This window comes from Pseudomonas sp. G3-39 (assembly GCF_054790485.1).
The window spans coordinates 391,353-408,318 of sequence record NZ_CP186497.1 but is presented as its reverse complement, the minus strand read 5'-3'; the positions used below and the strand labels follow the sequence as shown (position 1 = coordinate 408,318).

The following is a 16,966-nucleotide window of genomic DNA, read 5'->3' as shown; positions in this document are numbered from 1 at the left end:
AAGTCGGTGCTCGGCCCTGACATCACCGTTATCAATCATCGTATTCAGTCTTTATCAGCAAGCCTAGACTCGGCCCAACCCCCATTTTCAGGTAGGCCGCCATGTCCGAGACGCTGCTCAGTTCCCGTAATCTGGCTTTCGAGCTGTACGAAGTCCTCGATGCCGAGGGCCTGACCCGGCGTGAGCGCTTTGCCGAGCACAACCGCGAGACCTTCGATGCGGCCATCGGCACCGCGCGCAGCATCGCCGAGAAATACTTCGCGCCGCACAACCGCAAGGGCGACGAGAACGAGCCGCGCTACGAGAACGGCCAGGCGATGCTGATTCCCGAAGTGAAACCGGCGGTGGACGCGTTCCTTGAAGCGGGTTTCCTCAATGCCGCGCGCAGCTTCGAAGCCGGCGGCATGCAACTGCCGACGCTGCTGTCGCAAGCGTGCTTCGCGCACTTTCAAGCGGCGAACGCGGCGACCACTTCCTACCCGTTCCTGACCATGGGCGCGGCCAATCTGATCGAAAGCTTTGGCACCGACGAGCAGAAACAGCGATTCCTGCAACCGATGATCGACGGCCGTTTCTTCGGCACCATGGCCCTGACCGAACCGCACGCCGGTTCGTCGCTGTCGGATATTCGTACCCGCGCCGAGCCGGCGTCCGACGGCACTTATCGACTCAAGGGCAACAAGATCTTCATTTCCGGCGGCGATCATCCGCTGTCGGAAAACATCGTGCACATGGTGCTGGCCAAACTGCCCGACGCGCCGCCAGGCGTGAAAGGTATTTCGCTGTTCATTGTGCCGAAGTTTCTGGTCAACGATGACGGCAGCCTCGGCCAGCGCAATGATGTGCTGCTGGCCGGGCTGTTCCACAAGATGGGCTGGCGCGGCACCACTTCCACCGCGCTGAACTTCGGCGATAACGGCGAGTGCGTCGGCTATCTGGTGGGCAAGCCGCACCATGGTTTGAGCTACATGTTCCAGATGATGAACGAGGCGCGGATTGGCGTCGGCATGGGCGCGGCGATGCTCGGCTACGCCGGTTACCTGTACTCGCTGGAATACGCCCGCGAACGCCCGCAAGGCCGAGTGCCGGACAGCAAGGATCCGAGCACCGCGCCGGTAGCGATCATTCAGCACGCGGACGTCAGACGCATGCTGTTGACGCAAAAGTCCTACGTCGAAGGGGCGTTTGACCTCGGCCTGTACGCGGCGCGGCTGTTCGATGACACCACCACGCTGGAAACCGAAGCCGAGCGCAAACAGGCCCACGAGCTGCTGGATTTGCTGACGCCGATCGTCAAATCCTGGCCGTCGGAGTTCTGCCTGAAGGCCAACGAACTGGCGATCCAGATTCTCGGCGGTCACGGTTACACCCGCGAATACCCGGTGGAACAGTACTACCGCGACAACCGCCTGAACCCGATCCACGAAGGCACCCACGGCATTCAGTCACTGGACTTGCTCGGGCGCAAACTGGCGCAGAACGGCGGCGCGGGGCTCAAACAACTGATCCGTCTGATCGCCAACACCGCCGAGCGCGCGACTGCGTATGAATCGTTGACCGCACTGCGTGAGCCATTGGAGAAACTGGTGGCGCGCCTGCAAGCGGTGACCATCGGCCTGCTCACCGATCTGGCGCAGGGCAAGGTCAACAGCAGCCTGGCGAATTCGGCGCTGTACCTGAGGGTGTTCGGGCACACGGTGATTGGCTGGCGCTGGCTGGAGCAGGCGATTCGGGCTGAGGAAGGTTTGGCCAAAGGCAATGCGGCGGATGCTGACTTCTATATGGGCAAGCTACAGGCGGCGCGGTATTTCCTGACGTGGGAAGTGCCGGGCTGTCACCAGGAGCTGGCGTTGCTGGAGGCGCGGGATGATACGTGCCTGGCGATGCAGGATGGGTGGTTCTGATCCGAGTTGTGTGCCGCGGCTGAAATCCAATCGCGAGCAGGCTCACTCCTACAGTTGGAATGCGTTCCTCTGTAGGAGTGAGCCTGCTCGCGATAGCGTCAGTTCAAACAACACATCTCTCAGGACAGCTTGAACCCACCCATCTGCCTTGCCAGATCATCCGCCAACCGCTGCAACATCTGACAATCCTCGCGACACGCCCGCACCTCGCCCGCCGTCGCCCGGGCCAGATCGGAAATCCCCTGCACGTTGCGATTGATCTCCTCGGTCACCGCCGATTGTTCTTCCGTCGCGGTCGCCACCTGATGGTTCATGTCGCTGATGCGCTCGACCTGCCCGGTAATCGCAGTCAACGACGCGCCGGTACGCTGGCTCGACTCAACCCCGGTGCCGGTCGCAGCCTGCCCGGTGCGCATCGATGACACGGCATTCTCTGCGCCTTGCTTGAGGCTGCCGATCATCTGCTGAATCTCGTCGGTGGACGCCTGCGTCCTGCGCGCCAAGGTGCGCACTTCATCCGCCACCACCGCAAACCCGCGCCCCATATCTCCGGCGCGCGCCGCTTCAATCGCCGCGTTGAGCGCCAGCAAGTTGGTCTGCTCGGACACGCCGCGAATCACCGCCAGTACCGAATCGATCGACGCCACCTGATGCGCCAGCTCACCCACCGCGCCCGCCGCCACGCCAATCTCATCGGACATGCTTTCGATATGACGGATCGAGCCGCCGACCACCTCCCGCGCCTGCAGCGCTTCATCGCGAGCAGTTTGTGAAGCCAGCGCGGCGTTGCCGGCGTTCTGGGCGATTTCCTGCACGGTCAGGCCCATCTCATGCACCGCCGTGGCGACCATGTCGGTCATTTCCTGCTGGCGCCCGGAGCGTTCGGCGGTGTTTTCCACCACCTTCGCCACTTGGTCGACCGCCGTGCGCAAACGCTCGCTGGTGGTCAGCACTTCGCCGATCAGCCCGCGCTGGCTGTCGAGAAAACGGTTGAAGCCGCGCGCGAGATCGCCCAGCTCATCGGCGCGGCTGGAATCTAACCGATGGGTCAAATCTCCACCGCCGCTACCGATCGCTACCAGCGCGGCTGTTACCTGACGAATCGGTCGCACCAGCCCTTGGGCCAGCCACACCACCAGCGCCAGGCACACCAGTGCCACCGCCAGACCGATGCCGCCGCTCATCCACATCGCCTTGCGGGCTTCGGCGTAGATCTGCGATTGCGGCACTTCGGCCACCAGCGTCCAGCCCAGATCGCGCAGCGGCAGGCTGAAGGCGAGGAAGTCTTCGCCATCGCGCTGGAAGGAACTGCTGGTGGCAACTTTTTGACCCATGACCGCTTGCGCCGCCGACGCACCGATCTGCTCCGTGAGGGTGCGCTTGCCACTGAACTGCGCCTCGGGGTGAACCTGGATCAAACCGTCGGAACGCACGAGATAGACCTTACCGCGCTCGCCAAAGCTGAAGTTGTGGATCAACTCCGACAGCTCTTTCATGCTTAGGCCGAGTCCCGCGACGCCGACCACTTTGCCGGCCTGCTCGACCTTCAAGTCGATGAACAGTGCCAATTCTCCGGTGGCGCCATCGTTGTCGATGTTCAGGGTGCGCGGCTGATGGCTGTCGAGGAAGGAATAAAACCAGGCATCGGCCGGTTTGGCCCGACTGAGGGTGCGGTCGAGGCCTTTTTCGGTGATGTAGTGATTGGAATCGGTGCCGATGATCAGTGCTGTGAAGGCTTTATGTTCGGCGCGGATGCCCTCCAGATACTGCGCGAAGGCCGCTGTTTTGCTGCTGTCTTCACCCGACGCCAACCAGTCGCGCACCATGGAATTGCTGGCGATGTCTTTGGCGGCGGTCAGCGGCTGGACGAGGATGCGTTCGATGTCGTTGCGCGTCGCTTCGATGCTCGACGGCAGCGCTTGTTCGACCAGATAGCTCTGGGCGAGGCGGTTGACCACCAGGGTATAAATGCCAACCACGATAAGGATGCTGACCAGCAGGGCGGTGCCCATGCTGAGAATCAGCTGCCATTGAATACTGCGTCGCCACAACTGCATGGAGCACCCCCAAAGAATAAGTGGCCGAAACAATGCAACAGCCGTGCCGATTGTATACAACCTGATCGACAATTTATTCTTTGGTTGTGCGCAACCCCATCAGCCCTGATTGATGGTCTTGGCGATGGTGTCGACCGTGGCGCTGACTTGCTCTTGGTAACGGTCGAGTTCTGCCTGATGCTGCTTCTTCATTTCGATCTGCTGCGAGCACAGGTTCATCGCTGCCAGCACCAGCAAGCGGTCACCGATCAGCGTCGGGTATTTGCGTTTGGTGTCGGCCAGTGCGGCCTTGAGCATCAGTGCGGCGTCCAGCAGGGTCTGTTCTTCCCCGGCCGGTGCCTTGATCGAATAGTCCTCCCCGAGAATGGAGATGACTTTTACCCCTGCGGTGCCGTGGTTCATGCGCTGACAGGGCCTGCGTTGACGCGATCAACCAGAGCCTGGATGCGCGCTGCGGTGGCGCCGTGCTTCTCTTCCTGTTCCATCAGGCTCAGTTGCAGGCTTTCGTTTTCATCCTTGGCCTGGGCCAGTTCCGTGGACAGGGTCTGGTTGGTTTGCGTGAGGGTCTGGTTCTGTTGCACCAGGTCGCTGACGAGCTGTTCCAATTGGCTGAGGGATGCTTCCAACATTTTGATCTTCCAGGCGTTTTTCAAAGGGCGCGTACGATAAAGAAAAGTCACTGCGGATGCCAGGGTTATACCGGCGCAAGGCCTTGATTTTCCTGGCGGCCGACCGTTCTCGCGAGTTTAAAAGACTGTGATCTGCCGATCTGGTTCCTGCACTTCGTCGCTCAGGCCCATATGCGACAAATACGCACAGTGCCTCAAGACTTTAGTCGTATGACCGATAAGTCATCCATACAGCAGTCTCAGCCCGCATGGATGCGGCCCTTTTTGGTATCCGCGCCATGTCCCTTCGCAATATGAATATCGCCCCCCGGGCGTTCACCGGCTTCGCCCTGATCGGCGGCCTGATGCTGATTCTCGGCGTGTTCGCCCTGAACCAGATGAGCAAAATCCGCGGCGCTGCCGAGGACATCACCAACAGCAGCGTGCCGAGCATCAAGAACCTCGACGAGTTCACCCAACTGACCTTGCGCCTGCGGGTGCTGTCCTACCGCTTGCTGGTCAACCGCGAGCCGGACGTACAGCAGAAGACCATGGAACTGCTGGACACCCGCAACCAGCAGATCCGCGCCGCCCAAACGGCCTATGAGCCGTTGATCAGCGGCCCGCAGGAACGCGCGGCCTACGATCAATATGTGCAGTTGCTCGGCCAGTACCGCCAGATCGAAGACCGGATGAAGAGCCTGTCGCGCAACAATCAGGTGGACGAGTTGCGCAACCTGCTCAACACCGAGTTGCTGAACAACTCCGAAGCGATGAACACCGTGCTCAACCGCCTGATGCAGATCAACGGCGAGCAGATCAGCCAGACCAATCAAGAGGCGGTCGACCAGTATTCCTCGGCGTTCAATCTGGTGGTCACCCTGCTGGTCGTGGCGACCGGCCTGACCTTCCTGTTCGCCTGGCTGCTGACCATCAGCATCACCAAGCCGATTTCCAAAGCGCTGGACGCGGCGGAAACTATCGCCGAAGGCAACCTGACCCAGCCGATCCACGTCGACGGCACCGACGAAGCCGGGCGTCTGCTGGCGGCCATGGCCAAGATGCAATCGAAGCTGCGCGACACCTTGCAGCGCATCTCCGGCTCGGCCACCCAGCTGGCTTCCGCTGCCGAAGAGCTGAACAGCGTCACCGACGAAAGCGCCCGTGGCCTGACCCAGCAGAACAACGAAATCGAGCAGGCCGCCACCGCCGTCAACGAGATGACCAGCGCCGTGGAAGAAGTCGCGCGCAATGCGGTGAGCACTTCGGAAGCCTCGAAGAACGCCACCACTTCGGCGGGCGACGGCCGTGACCTGGTACAGGAAACCGTCAGCGCCATCGAACGCATGAGCGCCGACGTACAGAGCACCGCGACCCTGATCGGTGATCTGGCGAATGAATCCCGTGACATCGGCAAGGTGCTGGACGTGATTCGTGGTCTGGCGGATCAGACCAACCTGTTGGCCCTGAACGCGGCGATCGAAGCGGCGCGTGCCGGTGAAGCCGGTCGCGGTTTTGCCGTGGTGGCGGACGAAGTCCGTGCGCTGGCGCATCGCACCCAGCAGTCGACCAGCGAAATCGAACGCATGATCGGCAGCATCCAGAGTGGCACCGAACACGCCGTGGATTCGATGCGCAACAGCACCGAGCGCGCCGAATCGACGCTGAACATCGCGCGGGGTGCCGGGATGTCGCTGGACACCATCAATACCGCCATCGTCGAAATCAACGAGCGCAATCTGGTGATCGCCAGCGCCGCTGAAGAACAGGCACAAGTGGCCCGCGAAGTGGATCGCAACCTGGTGAACATCCGCGACCTGTCGGTGCAATCGGCTACCGGCGCGAATCAGACCAGTGCGGCGAGCAACGAGCTGTCGCGCCTGGCGCTGGATCTGAACAATATGGTTGGGCGGTTCAGCCTGTAAGGCCCACTTCGCCATATCGGGAGCAATCCATTGTGGCGAGGGGATTCATCCCCGATCGGCTGCGAAGCAGTCGTAAAACCATCGTGCGAGGTGTATCTGATGCACCTCGCATTCAGCGTTTAGGGCGGCTTCGCCACCCATCGGGGATAAATCCCCTCACCACAGTTTTCATTCGGTGCCCATTCAATGTGATGCCCACGTAAAAAGCTTTTTGACAGCATCACATTTCAACAGGTTAGAATCGCTGGCACGCAGACTGCATGGTCAGTTTGTGCCCGTCTTTACGCTTCTGGAGTACTGCCTTTGAATGCGACGACCATCAACAGCCTGTTCTTGATCGGCGCGTTGCTGGTAGGTGCGAGCATTCTTGTCAGCTCACTTTCCTCCCGTCTCGGCATCCCGATTCTGGTCATTATTCTTGCGGTCGGCATGGCCGCCGGGGTCGATGGCGGCGGGATCATTTTCGATAACTACCCGACGGCCTATCTGGTCGGCAACCTCGCACTGGCGGTGATCCTCCTCGACGGCGGCTTGCGCACACGGGTCTCGAGTTTCCGCGTGGCCCTGTGGCCGGCGTTGTCGCTGGCGACGGTCGGGGTGTTGATCACCACCGGGCTGACCGGTATGGCCGCGGCATGGCTGTTCGACCTGAATCTGATCCAGGGCCTGCTGATCGGCGCCATCGTCGGCTCCACGGACGCCGCCGCAGTGTTCTCGCTGCTCGGCGGCAAGGGCCTCAACGAACGGGTGACCGCCAGCCTGGAAATCGAATCCGGCAGCAACGACCCGATGGCGGTGTTTCTCACCGTGACCCTGATCGACATGCTCGCCAGCGGCCAGACCGGCCTGCACTGGAGCCTGTTGACCCACCTGATTCGCGAGTTCGGCATCGGCGGCGTGATCGGCCTGGGCGGTGGCTGGCTGATGCTGCAACTGGTCAACCGGATCAACCTCGCCACCGGCCTCTATCCGATCCTGGTGATCGCCGGCGGTCTGGTGGTGTTCGCCCTGACCAACGCCCTGCACGGCAGCGGTTTCCTCGCGGTGTACCTGTGCGGTCTGGTGATCGGCAACCGCCCGGTGCGCAGCCGTCACGGCATTCTGCACATGCTCGACGGCATGGCGTGGCTGGCACAGATCGGCATGTTCCTCGTGCTGGGGTTGCTGGTTACCCCGCACGATTTGCTGCCGATCGCCCTGCCGGCGCTGGGTCTGGCGCTATGGATGATTCTGTTCGCCCGGCCGCTGTCGGTACTGGTCGGCCTGCTGCCGTTCAAGGCGTTCCACGGCCGCGAGAAAGCGTTTATTTCCTGGGTCGGGTTGCGCGGCGCGGTACCGATCATTCTCGCGGTGTTCCCGCTGATGGCCGGGTTGCCGAATGCGCAGCTGTATTTCAACCTCGCGTTCTTCATCGTGCTGGTGTCGCTGCTGGTGCAAGGCACAAGCCTGCCATGGGTGGCCAAACTGTTGAAGGTGACGGTCCCGCCGGAGCCGGCGCCTATCTCCCGTTCGGCACTGGAAGTGCACATCACCAGCGAGTGGGAGCTGTTCGTTTACAAGCTCGGTGCCGAGAAATGGTGCATCGGTTCGCCCCTGCGTGAGCTGAAAATGCCCGAAGGCACCCGCATCGCCGCCCTGTTTCGTGGCCAACAACTGCTCCATCCGTCGGGTAGTACGGTGCTGGAAGTCGATGACTTACTGTGTGTTATCGGCCATGAACACAACTTGCCAGCGCTCGGAAAACTGTTCAGCCAGGCACCGCAACGCGGCCTCGATCTGCGCTTCTTCGGTGACTTCGTGCTCGAAGGAGACGCCCAGCTTAAAGCGGTTGCCGCGCTGTATGGCCTACCGGCCGAAGGCATCGATCCGGACATGACCCTGGGTGCGTTCATTGCCCACAAGGTCGGGGGGGCACCGATCGTTGGCGACCAGGTGGAGTGGAACAACACTCACTGGACGGTCGCGGTCATGGACGGGAACAAGATCGGCAAAGTGGGCGTCAGATTCCCCGAAGGAAGTCGCCCGGGCCCCGGTCTCTTCCTCTAAACTGCGTCCACTCTCACTTGCTTGACCGGTCTCTATGCCTACCCTGCGCTCTTTCTTTTTCGCGGCCCTGCTGGGCCTGAGTCTTTCCGTCGGCCCGCTCTACGCCGCCGAACCGCCGTCCAGCGAAGCCGTGCAGGCCAGCCTGGACAAGCTGGCCGACAGCAAACTGCCGGATGCCGACAAAAAGAGCCTGCAGACGGTCCTGCAAACCACGCTCAATCAACTCAACAGCCGGCGTGATTACGACCAGAAGCTGATCGACCTCAAGCAGCAACTGGCCTCCGCCCCTCGGCAGACCATCGAGAACACCCGCGAACTGACGCGCCTCAAGGCCACGCCAGTGGTGCCGGTGGCGCAGCGCTTCACCAAAGAGTCGATCCAGCAGTTGGAGCAGATCCTCACCGATCGCTCGACCCAGCAGAGCGATCTGCAAAAGGCCCTGGCCGATGCCAACAGCCTGATCATCACCGCCCAGACTCGCCCCGAGCGTGCACAGGCAGAAATCTCTGCCAGCCAGACGCGCATCCAGCAGATCAACAACATCCTCAAGTCCGGTAAGGACGCGGGCAAGACCGTCAGCGCCGAGCAGCGCGACCAGTTGAACGCCGAGCTCGCCGCGTTGAACTCACTGATTCCGCTGCGCCGTCAGGAACTGGCGGGCAACAGCCAGTTGCAGGATCTGGGCAACAGTCAGCACGACCTGCTCTCGGAGAAGTCCGACCGTCTCGATCGCGAGATCCAGGAACTGCAGACTCTGATCAACCAGAAGCGTCTGGCGCAATCTCAGGAAACTGTCACTCAGCAGTCGATCGAGGCGCAGAAGGCCGGCGGCAGCAGCCTGCTCGCCACCGAAAGTGCGGCCAACCTCAAGCTCTCCGATTACCTGCTCAAAAGCACCGACCGCCTCAACGAAGTCACTCAACAGAACCTGCAGACCAAACAGCAACTCGACAGCCTGACCCAAAGCGATTCGGCCCTCGACGAGCAGATCAACGTGCTCAAGGGCAGTCTGCTGCTGTCGAAGATTCTCTATAAGCAGAAACAGGCGCTGCCCCGGCTCAAGGTCGACCGCGATCTGGCGGACCAGATTGCCGACATTCGCCTGTATCAGTTCGAAGTCAGCCAGCAGCGCGAACTGCTGAGCAATCCGGCGACCTACGTCGACAATCTGCTCTCCACCCAGCCGCCGGAACAAGTCACCCCGCAGTTGCGCAAGAGCCTGATGGAACTGGCCAACACCCGCGCCGACCTGCTGGAGCGCCTGAACCGCGAACTGAGCGCGGTGCTCAACGAATCGATCACCCTGCAACTCAACCAGAAACAACTGCTGAGCACTGCTCAAAGCCTGCGCGCGACCCTTGACGAGCAGATGTTCTGGATCCCCAGCAACAAGCCGCTGGACGCGGAATGGATTCGCGGCGTGCCAGAGCGGCTCAAGCGCCAGATCGACACCCTGCCGCTGGCCTCAAGCCTGAGCGAGCTGACCGACGGCCTGACCCAGCGCCCGTTGCTATTCCTGCCGCTGGCCTTGCTGATCGGCGCTCTACTGTGGCGGCGCAAGGCGCTTTATGCGCGCCTGAACAAGGTTCACCAGGACATCGGGCACTTCAAGCGTGACAGCCAGTGGCATACGCCCCAGGCGATTCTGATCAATATTCTGCTGGCGATGCCGGTAGCGCTGGGCCTGGGCCTGTGCGGCCTGGCCTTGCAGATCGACGCCCGCGGGCAAAACGCCAACATGGGCGCGGCGTTGCTGCAGATGGGCCAGGCGTGGCTGGTGTTCTACACCGCTTACCGGATTCTCTCGCCGGGCGGCGTGGCGGAGTTGCACTTCCGCTGGGACAAGCCGCAGGTCGAGTTCCTTCAGGGCTGGATCCGTCGCCTCGGACTGGTGGTGATGGCCCTGGTGACCGTGGTGGCCGTCGCCGAGCTGCAACCGGCAGCGCTGGCTGACGACGTGCTCGGCATGCCGGTGGTATTGACCTGCTACGCCCTGATGGCGTGGCTGCTCAGCCGTCTGCTGATCAGCAGTCCGGCCCACGAAAACACCTCATTGTTCCGCAGGGCCGTGGGCGTGATGTTCACCCTGCTGCCAATCGCCCTGTTCGTCGCGGTGTGCTTCGGCTACTACTACACCGCGCTGAAACTCAGCGACCGGTTGATCAACACCCTGTACCTGCTGATGTTCTGGCTGGTGATCGAGGCTACCTTCGTGCGTGGTCTGGCGGTCGCCGCACGCCGCCTGGCCTACCAGCGCGCCCTGGCCAAACGTCAAGCGGCGAAAGAGGCTGGCGACGGCGAAGCAGTCATCGAAGAGCCGACCCTGGACATCGAAAAGGTCAACGAACAGTCGCTGCGCCTGATCCGTCTGGCACTGCTCGGCGGTTTCATCGCCGCGCTGTACTGGGTCTGGGCCGACCTGATTTCGGTGTTCTCGTACCTCGACAACATCACCCTCTACGAATACACCAGCGGCACTGGCGCCAACATGAGCATGGTGCCGATCAGCATCGGCGACATGCTCGGCGCGCTGATCATCATCGGCATCACCTTCGCTCTGGCGCGTAACTTGCCGGGTCTGCTCGAAGTGTTCGTGTTGTCGAAACTCAATCTGGCGCAGGGCAGTGCCTATGCGACCACGACGTTGTTGTCGTATGTGATCGCCGGTGTCGGTTTTGTCTCGACCCTGTCGACCCTCGGCGTCAGCTGGGACAAGTTGCAATGGCTGGTGGCGGCGCTGTCGGTCGGCCTCGGTTTCGGTATGCAGGAGATCTTCGCCAACTTCATCTCCGGCATCATGATCCTGTTCGAGCGTCCGGTGCGGATCGGCGACACCATCACCATCGGCAACCTGTCGGGCACGGTGAGCAAGATCCGCATCCGCGCCACGACCATCACCGATTTCGACCGCAAGGACATCATTGTCCCGAACAAGACGTTCATCACCGGGCAACTGATCAACTGGTCGCTGACCGACACCATCACCCGCGTCACCTTGAAGCTGGGCGTGGACTACGGCTCCGACCTGGATCTGGTCAAGGAGCTGCTGCTCAAGGCCGCCCGGGAAAACCCGCGCGTGCTCAAGGAACCCGAGCCGCACGTGTACTTCCTCAACTTCGGCGAAAGCACCCTCGACCACGAATTGCGCATGCACGTACGTGACCTCGGTGACCGCAACCCGGTACTCGATGAGGTCAACCGCTTCATCAACCGCGAGTTCAAGAAGCAGCACATCAACATTTCGTTCCGCCAGATGGAGGTGTACCTGAAGAACCTCCACGGTCAGGAATACAAGATGGTGCCGATCGAGCCGGAGACCAAAACCATCGTACCGATCCCCGACGATCAGAAACCGCTGCAAGAGCCGCCGCCGGCCAAACTCGACTAACCGGTCTGATCCCAGCAGAATGCTCGGACATTCTGCTGGAGCCGGCCCTTGAAAGCCCTCGACGAACTGACCTTCGACAATCGCTTCGCCCGCCTGGGCGACGCGTTCTCCGCCCATGTGCTGCCCGAGCCGATCGACAACCCGCGTCTGGTCGTCGCCAGCCCGGCGGCCCTGGCCTTGCTCGATCTTGATCCGGCAACCGCTGAGACTCAGGAATTTGCTGAACTGTTCGGCGGCCACAAGTTGTGGGCCGATGCCGAACCACGAGCGATGGTCTATTCCGGGCATCAGTTCGGCGGCTACACGCCACAACTGGGTGATGGTCGCGGACTGTTGCTGGGCGAGGTCTACAACAACGCTGGCGAACACTGGGACTTGCATCTGAAGGGCGCCGGACAGACGCCGTTTTCGCGCATGGGCGATGGCCGCGCGGTGTTGCGTTCGTCGATCCGCGAATTCCTTGCCTCCGAAGCGCTGCACGCGCTGAACATCCCGTCTTCACGTGCCGCCTGCGTGATTGGCTCCGACACTCCGGTGTGGCGCGAAAAGCAGGAACGCGCGGCGATGGTACTGCGTCTGGCGCCAAGCCATATCCGTTTCGGCCATTTCGAATATTTCTACTACACCAAGCGTCCCGAGCAGCAGAAGCAACTCGGCGAGCACGTGCTGGCGATGCATTATCCCGAATGCCTGGAGCAACCGGAACCGTATCTGGCGATGTTCCGCGAGATCGTCGAGCGCAATGCCGAACTGATCGCCAAGTGGCAGGCCTACGGCTTCTGTCACGGGGTGATGAACACCGACAACATGTCGATCCTCGGCATCACCTTCGACTTCGGCCCGTTCGCTTTCCTCGACGACTTTGACGCCAACTTCATCTGCAACCACTCGGATGATCAGGGCCGCTACTCGTTCAGCAACCAGGTGCCGATCGGCCAGTGGAACCTCAGCGCTCTGGCCCAGGCCCTGACGCCGTTCATCAGCGTCGAAGCCCTGCGCGAAACCCTCGGCCTGTACCTGCCGCTGTTCCAGGCGCACTACCTCGACCTGATGCGCCGCCGCCTCGGTTTCACCAGCGCCGAGGATGACGACCAGAAACTGCTCGAAGACCTGTTGCAACTGATGCAGAACAGCGGCGTCGATTACACGCTGTTCTTCCGCCATCTCGGCGAAGAGTCCGCAGAGCAGGCTGTAGCCCGCTTGCGCGATGACTTCGTCGACATCAAAGGCTTCGATGCCTGGGGCGAACGCTACGTGGCGCGGGTTGCCCGTGATGGTGACAGCGATCAGGCACAGCGCCGGGCACGGATGCACGCGGTCAATCCGCTGTACATCCTGCGCAACTATCTGGCGCAAAAAGCCATCGACGCCGCCGAACAAGGCGACTACTCCGAAGTACGCCGCCTGCATGCGGTGCTGAGCAAACCGTTCGACGAGCAGCCGGGGATGGAAGGTTATGCCGAGCGGCCGCCGGAGTGGGGCAAGCATCTGGAAATCAGTTGTTCGTCTTGAGGCTCCGGATTCAACCTTGATAAACGCCTCGTACGACTCCAGATCAGTCGTACGAGATATCACCTTAAACCGAGCCCGTCATGACCACTCCACTCCTCATCCCCTGCCCCGCCTGCAACGGCCTCAACCGCATCCCCGCCGAACGCTTGGGCGATCAACCGAAATGCGGGCGCTGCAAGTCCGCGGTGCTGTTGAGCAAACCGTTCGAACTCAAGCAAGGCGATTACGCCAGCCAGATCAAAGGGGATCTGCCGTTGTTGGTGGATGTGTGGGCGGACTGGTGTGGGCCGTGCAAGTCCTTTGCGCCGGTGTTCGAGCAGGCGGCCGCGCAGTTGGCGGGCAAGTGCCGCTTGGCCAAGCTCGACAGCGAGGCCAATCAGCAGTTGTCGGCGCAGTTGGGGATCCGTTCGATTCCGAGCCTGATTCTGTTCAAGAACGGGCGGGAGGTGGCGCGCCAGAGCGGGGCGTTTCCGTTGCCACAGTTGATGGCGTGGCTGCGTAGCCAGGGCATCTGACCCTCCGGAGGACCCAATGTGGGAGCGAGCCTGCTCGCGAACGCGCCCGTTCAGTCAACAGAGATTTTGAACGTGCTGGCCTCTTCGCGAGCAGGCTCGCTCCCACAGGAGAGTGGAGTGAAATCCGGAAATCAGTGGTCTTCGAGCAGGTTGTGCAGTTCGACAAATTGCTGCGTCAGTTTATGCCTCGGGTCGAGGTGGATCAGCGGGGTGCTGGCCTGGTGCGACTCACGCATGCGCACCGAGCTGCTCAAGTACACCGGCAGCACCGGCAAACCTTCAGCGATCAACTCATCAAGCATCTGCTGCGGCAGGCTGGCCCGGGCCTGGAACTGGTTGACCACGATACCTTCGACCTCCAGGCCTTCGTTGTGGTCTTCCTTCAGCTCTTCGATCTCCGCCAGCAGCCCGTACAGCGCCTGGCGCGAGAAGCTGTCGCAATCGAAGGGAATCAGCACACGATCGGCGGCGATCAACGCCGACACTGCATAGAAATTCAGTGCGGGCGGGGTATCGAGATAAATCCGGTCGTATTCGTCATCCAGCTCATCGAGCAATTTGCGCAGCTTGTTGATCTTGTGCTTGGCCTCAAGCTTGGGCTGCAGGTCGGCCAGCTCAGCGGTAGCGGTGATGATGTGCAGGTTGTCGAACGGGGTTTCGTAGATGTCGGCCTGGTTTTTCTTCGAGAACGGCCCGGAAGACAGGGTCTGCTTGAAGAAGTCGGCAATGCCCATCGGTATGTCATCGCCGGTGAGCCCCGTCAGGTACTGAGTGGAGTTGGCCTGGGCATCGAGGTCGACCAACAGCGTGCGATAGCCCTCGCTGGCACTCACCGCTGCCAGATTGCAGGCAATGCTGGATTTGCCCACGCCACCTTTCTGATTGAACACCACGCGCCGCATGACAAAACCTCCGTGTATCAAAGAATGACCGAGTGTAGTTGCCTGTGCGTGCGCTTCGCTACCTTCAACGAAGCGGACTACAGAGTCAGGCGCAAAAATCAGCGGGCACGGCGGGTAAAAACCTCCCGAGTGCGCCGATATGCCCGACAGACAAATCCCGCACGATCCGGATAATGGCCAAATGACATTTTTTCCACGAACCACTCGGTACATTTCGTTGCGTAAAACGTAACCAACATTTGCTACACACTCGTCGCACCGGGATAATGCGCGCCACCCGGCGCCATGCGCCACCTCAGGTCAGCCGCGGCCCTGGCGACTCAAAGCGTCATAAAAGCCCGCAGGGGCGGGATGAACATCCGTGATCAACTTCAACATCGCCCAATGGCGCGCGTGGGCCCCGGGACTCGACAGCGTGGTCGCGTGGCAGGCCTGGAGCCGACAACCGGTCGTACTCCCGAGCAGCGATGCCGCGCCCGATGTGTCGTTTCTGCCAGCCATGCAGCGCCGACGCCTCAGCCGTCTGGCGCGGATGGCGTTCAGTGTCGGCTGGCCGCTGGCCGACGGACGGGAAAACCTGCCGCTGGTGTTTGTTTCACGACACGGCGAAACCCCGCGCACCTTCGAGATCCTCAGTGACCTGGCCAAGGAAGAGCCGTTGTCGCCGACCCAGTTCAGCCTGTCGGTGCACAACGCGATCATTGGTCTGTGGTCGATCATGCGCGGTGAAACCAGCGAAATGACTGCACTGGCGGCCGCAGGCGATGGCCTGGAACACGGCATCATCGAAGCCTCCGCCCTGCTCGCTGAAGGCGCTCCCGCGGTGCTGCTGATCATCACCGAAGAACAGCCGCCCGAGGCCTATTCGCAGTGGGTCGACGACGTGCCGTTCCCTTATGCGCTGGGTCTGCTGCTCACCCCCGGTACCGACTGGCGGCTGACCCTGAACAGCGGCCAGGAAACAGTGTCCAAAGCGCACTGGCCCCACGCGCTGAATCTGTTGCGCGCCCTGCTCGGTCAGCAAACCCATTGCCAACATGCCTGGAAAAATCGTGTATGGACCTGGCAACGCAACCCGTGACCGAGAAGAACCGCGACGCCTATTACTGGCGTTTGCTGGCCACCGCCGCCAGTTTCACCCTGTTCGGGCTCGGCGGGTTGTGCCTGCGCTTGCTGGTATTTCCGCTGCTCGGCTGTCTGCCGGGTGACGCGCTCAGGCATCGTCAACGCGCGCGGCAAACCGTCAGTCGGCTGTTCTGGTTTTTCGTGCGGTTCATGGCCCGCACCGGTGTGCTGACTTATGACATTCAAGGGGCCGAACGCCTCGGGCGTCCAGGGCAGATGATCATCGCCAACCACCCGTCGCTGATCGACGTGGTGTTCCTGATCGGCCTGGTGCGCCAGGCCAATTGCGTGGTGAAGAAAAGCCTGTGGGAAAACCCCTTCACCCGCGGCCCGCTGCGCAGTACCGAATACATCAGCAACGACGGCAGCATGGACATGCTCGACGCTGCCGCCGAGTCCCTGCAAAACGGCCAGACCCTGATCATTTTCCCCGAGGGCACGCGCACTCAACCTGGTCAGGCGCCAGCCTTTCATCGGGGGGCTGCAGCGATTGCCCTGCGCGGTGCGAAAATCCTTACGCCAGTGGTCATCAAGGTCAATCCGACCACCCTGACCAAGGCCGAACCCTGGTATCGCATCCCCCGCCGCCGCGTGCACTTCAGTTTTCGTGTCGGGGCCGATATAGACCCACAGACTTTCGCCACGCAAGGCCCGGCACCGCAGGCCTCGCGCAAGCTCAATGATTATTTGCACTCTTACTACATTAAGGAGCTCGCCGAAGATGAGCGATCTGCACCGTGAAATAAAACTGCTGATCATCGACGCCCTGGGCCTCGAAGACATCAGCGTCGACGACATCGGCGACGAGCAGACGCTGTTCGGCGAAGGCCTGGGCCTGGATTCGGTCGACGCACTGGAACTGGGTCTGGCGATCCAGAAAAAGTACGGTATCAAGATCGACGCCGACGCCAAAGACACCCGTAACCACTTCACCAATGTGGCGAGCCTTGCGGCGTTCGTCACGGCAAAACAGGCAGCTTGAGA

General features: G+C 61.4%; 13 protein-coding genes and 1 pseudogene. 10 read left to right on the top strand and 4 right to left on the bottom strand.

All coding sequences use genetic code 11. The annotated features are described in order from the left end of the window. The first annotated feature begins 101 nt into the window (after positions 1-101). Complete coding sequence (locus ACOYXG_RS01865; RefSeq protein WP_460355611.1) at positions 102-1,904, top strand: acyl-CoA dehydrogenase; 1,803 nt, start codon at positions 102-104, stop codon at positions 1,902-1,904. 119 nt (positions 1,905-2,023) lie between these two features. Here the strand turns inward: ACOYXG_RS01865 and ACOYXG_RS01860 are convergent, their stop codons facing one another. The 3 genes from ACOYXG_RS01860 to ACOYXG_RS01850 all read right to left on the bottom strand — a co-directional run bounded on the left by ACOYXG_RS01860 (position 2,024) and on the right by ACOYXG_RS01850 (position 4,590). Then, positions 2,024-3,961, bottom strand: a complete 1,938-nt coding sequence (locus tag ACOYXG_RS01860) for a methyl-accepting chemotaxis protein (protein ID WP_460355608.1) — start codon at positions 3,959-3,961, stop codon at positions 2,024-2,026. 99 nt (positions 3,962-4,060) lie between these two features. Continuing rightward, the gene (locus ACOYXG_RS01855) at positions 4,061-4,363 is read right to left on the bottom strand and encodes a cell division protein ZapA (RefSeq protein ID WP_027611351.1); all 303 of its coding nucleotides are present in this window, start codon (positions 4,361-4,363) and stop codon (positions 4,061-4,063) included. After that, positions 4,360-4,590 (bottom strand): hypothetical protein, encoded by a 231-nt coding sequence (locus ACOYXG_RS01850; RefSeq protein WP_003220969.1) that lies wholly within the window; start codon positions 4,588-4,590, stop codon positions 4,360-4,362. Before ACOYXG_RS01850 ends, ACOYXG_RS01855 begins: the two co-directional genes overlap by 4 nt. A 248-nt stretch (positions 4,591-4,838) precedes the next feature. Here ACOYXG_RS01850 and ACOYXG_RS01845 point away from each other — a divergent pair. From ACOYXG_RS01845 to trxC, 6 genes and pseudogenes are all read left to right on the top strand, one after another. Next, positions 4,839-5,591: pseudogene (locus ACOYXG_RS01845) on the top strand (MCP four helix bundle domain-containing protein); the annotation flags it as partial. A gap of 30 nt (positions 5,592-5,621) precedes the next feature. Further along, positions 5,622-6,494 (top strand): methyl-accepting chemotaxis protein, encoded by an 873-nt coding sequence (locus ACOYXG_RS01840; RefSeq protein WP_371917813.1) that lies wholly within the window; start codon positions 5,622-5,624, stop codon positions 6,492-6,494. A 303-nt stretch (positions 6,495-6,797) separates the two neighbouring features. Next, positions 6,798-8,540, top strand: coding sequence for a potassium/proton antiporter (locus tag ACOYXG_RS01835; RefSeq protein WP_096794715.1), 1,743 nt, complete (start codon positions 6,798-6,800; stop codon positions 8,538-8,540). 34 nt (positions 8,541-8,574) lie between these two features. After that, entirely contained in the window at positions 8,575-11,928 is a 3,354-nt protein-coding gene (gene mscK / locus ACOYXG_RS01830) for a mechanosensitive channel MscK (protein WP_460355604.1), read from the top strand. A gap of 48 nt (positions 11,929-11,976) precedes the next feature. Continuing rightward, positions 11,977-13,440 carry a protein adenylyltransferase SelO gene (gene selO / locus ACOYXG_RS01825; protein ID WP_460355601.1) on the top strand — a complete coding sequence of 488 codons (1,464 nt, stop codon included), beginning with the start codon at positions 11,977-11,979 and terminating at the stop codon, positions 13,438-13,440. An 80-nt stretch (positions 13,441-13,520) separates the two neighbouring features. Further along, positions 13,521-13,955 carry a thioredoxin TrxC gene (trxC, locus tag ACOYXG_RS01820; RefSeq protein WP_027611346.1) on the top strand — a complete coding sequence of 145 codons (435 nt, stop codon included), beginning with the start codon at positions 13,521-13,523 and terminating at the stop codon, positions 13,953-13,955. A 131-nt stretch (positions 13,956-14,086) separates the two neighbouring features. Here trxC and ACOYXG_RS01815 read toward each other — a convergent pair whose 3' ends face one another. After that, complete coding sequence (locus ACOYXG_RS01815) at positions 14,087-14,857, bottom strand: ParA family protein (RefSeq protein ID WP_115988363.1); 771 nt, start codon at positions 14,855-14,857, stop codon at positions 14,087-14,089. Between the two features lie 361 nt (positions 14,858-15,218). On the opposite strand from ACOYXG_RS01815, the gene ACOYXG_RS01810 reads away from it, so the two are divergent. From ACOYXG_RS01810 to ACOYXG_RS01800, 3 genes are read left to right on the top strand one after another with little or no spacing between them, the layout of a single operon-like run. Beyond that, complete coding sequence (locus ACOYXG_RS01810; protein WP_115988364.1) at positions 15,219-15,938, top strand: beta-ketoacyl synthase chain length factor; 720 nt, start codon at positions 15,219-15,221, stop codon at positions 15,936-15,938. Then, positions 15,914-16,723 (top strand): lysophospholipid acyltransferase family protein, encoded by an 810-nt coding sequence (locus ACOYXG_RS01805; RefSeq protein WP_460355596.1) that lies wholly within the window; start codon positions 15,914-15,916, stop codon positions 16,721-16,723. Before ACOYXG_RS01810 ends, ACOYXG_RS01805 begins: the two co-directional genes overlap by 25 nt. Further along, complete coding sequence (locus ACOYXG_RS01800) at positions 16,704-16,964, top strand: phosphopantetheine-binding protein (protein ID WP_007967290.1); 261 nt, start codon at positions 16,704-16,706, stop codon at positions 16,962-16,964. Before ACOYXG_RS01805 ends, ACOYXG_RS01800 begins: the two co-directional genes overlap by 20 nt. The last annotated feature ends 2 nt before the right edge of the window (positions 16,965-16,966 follow it).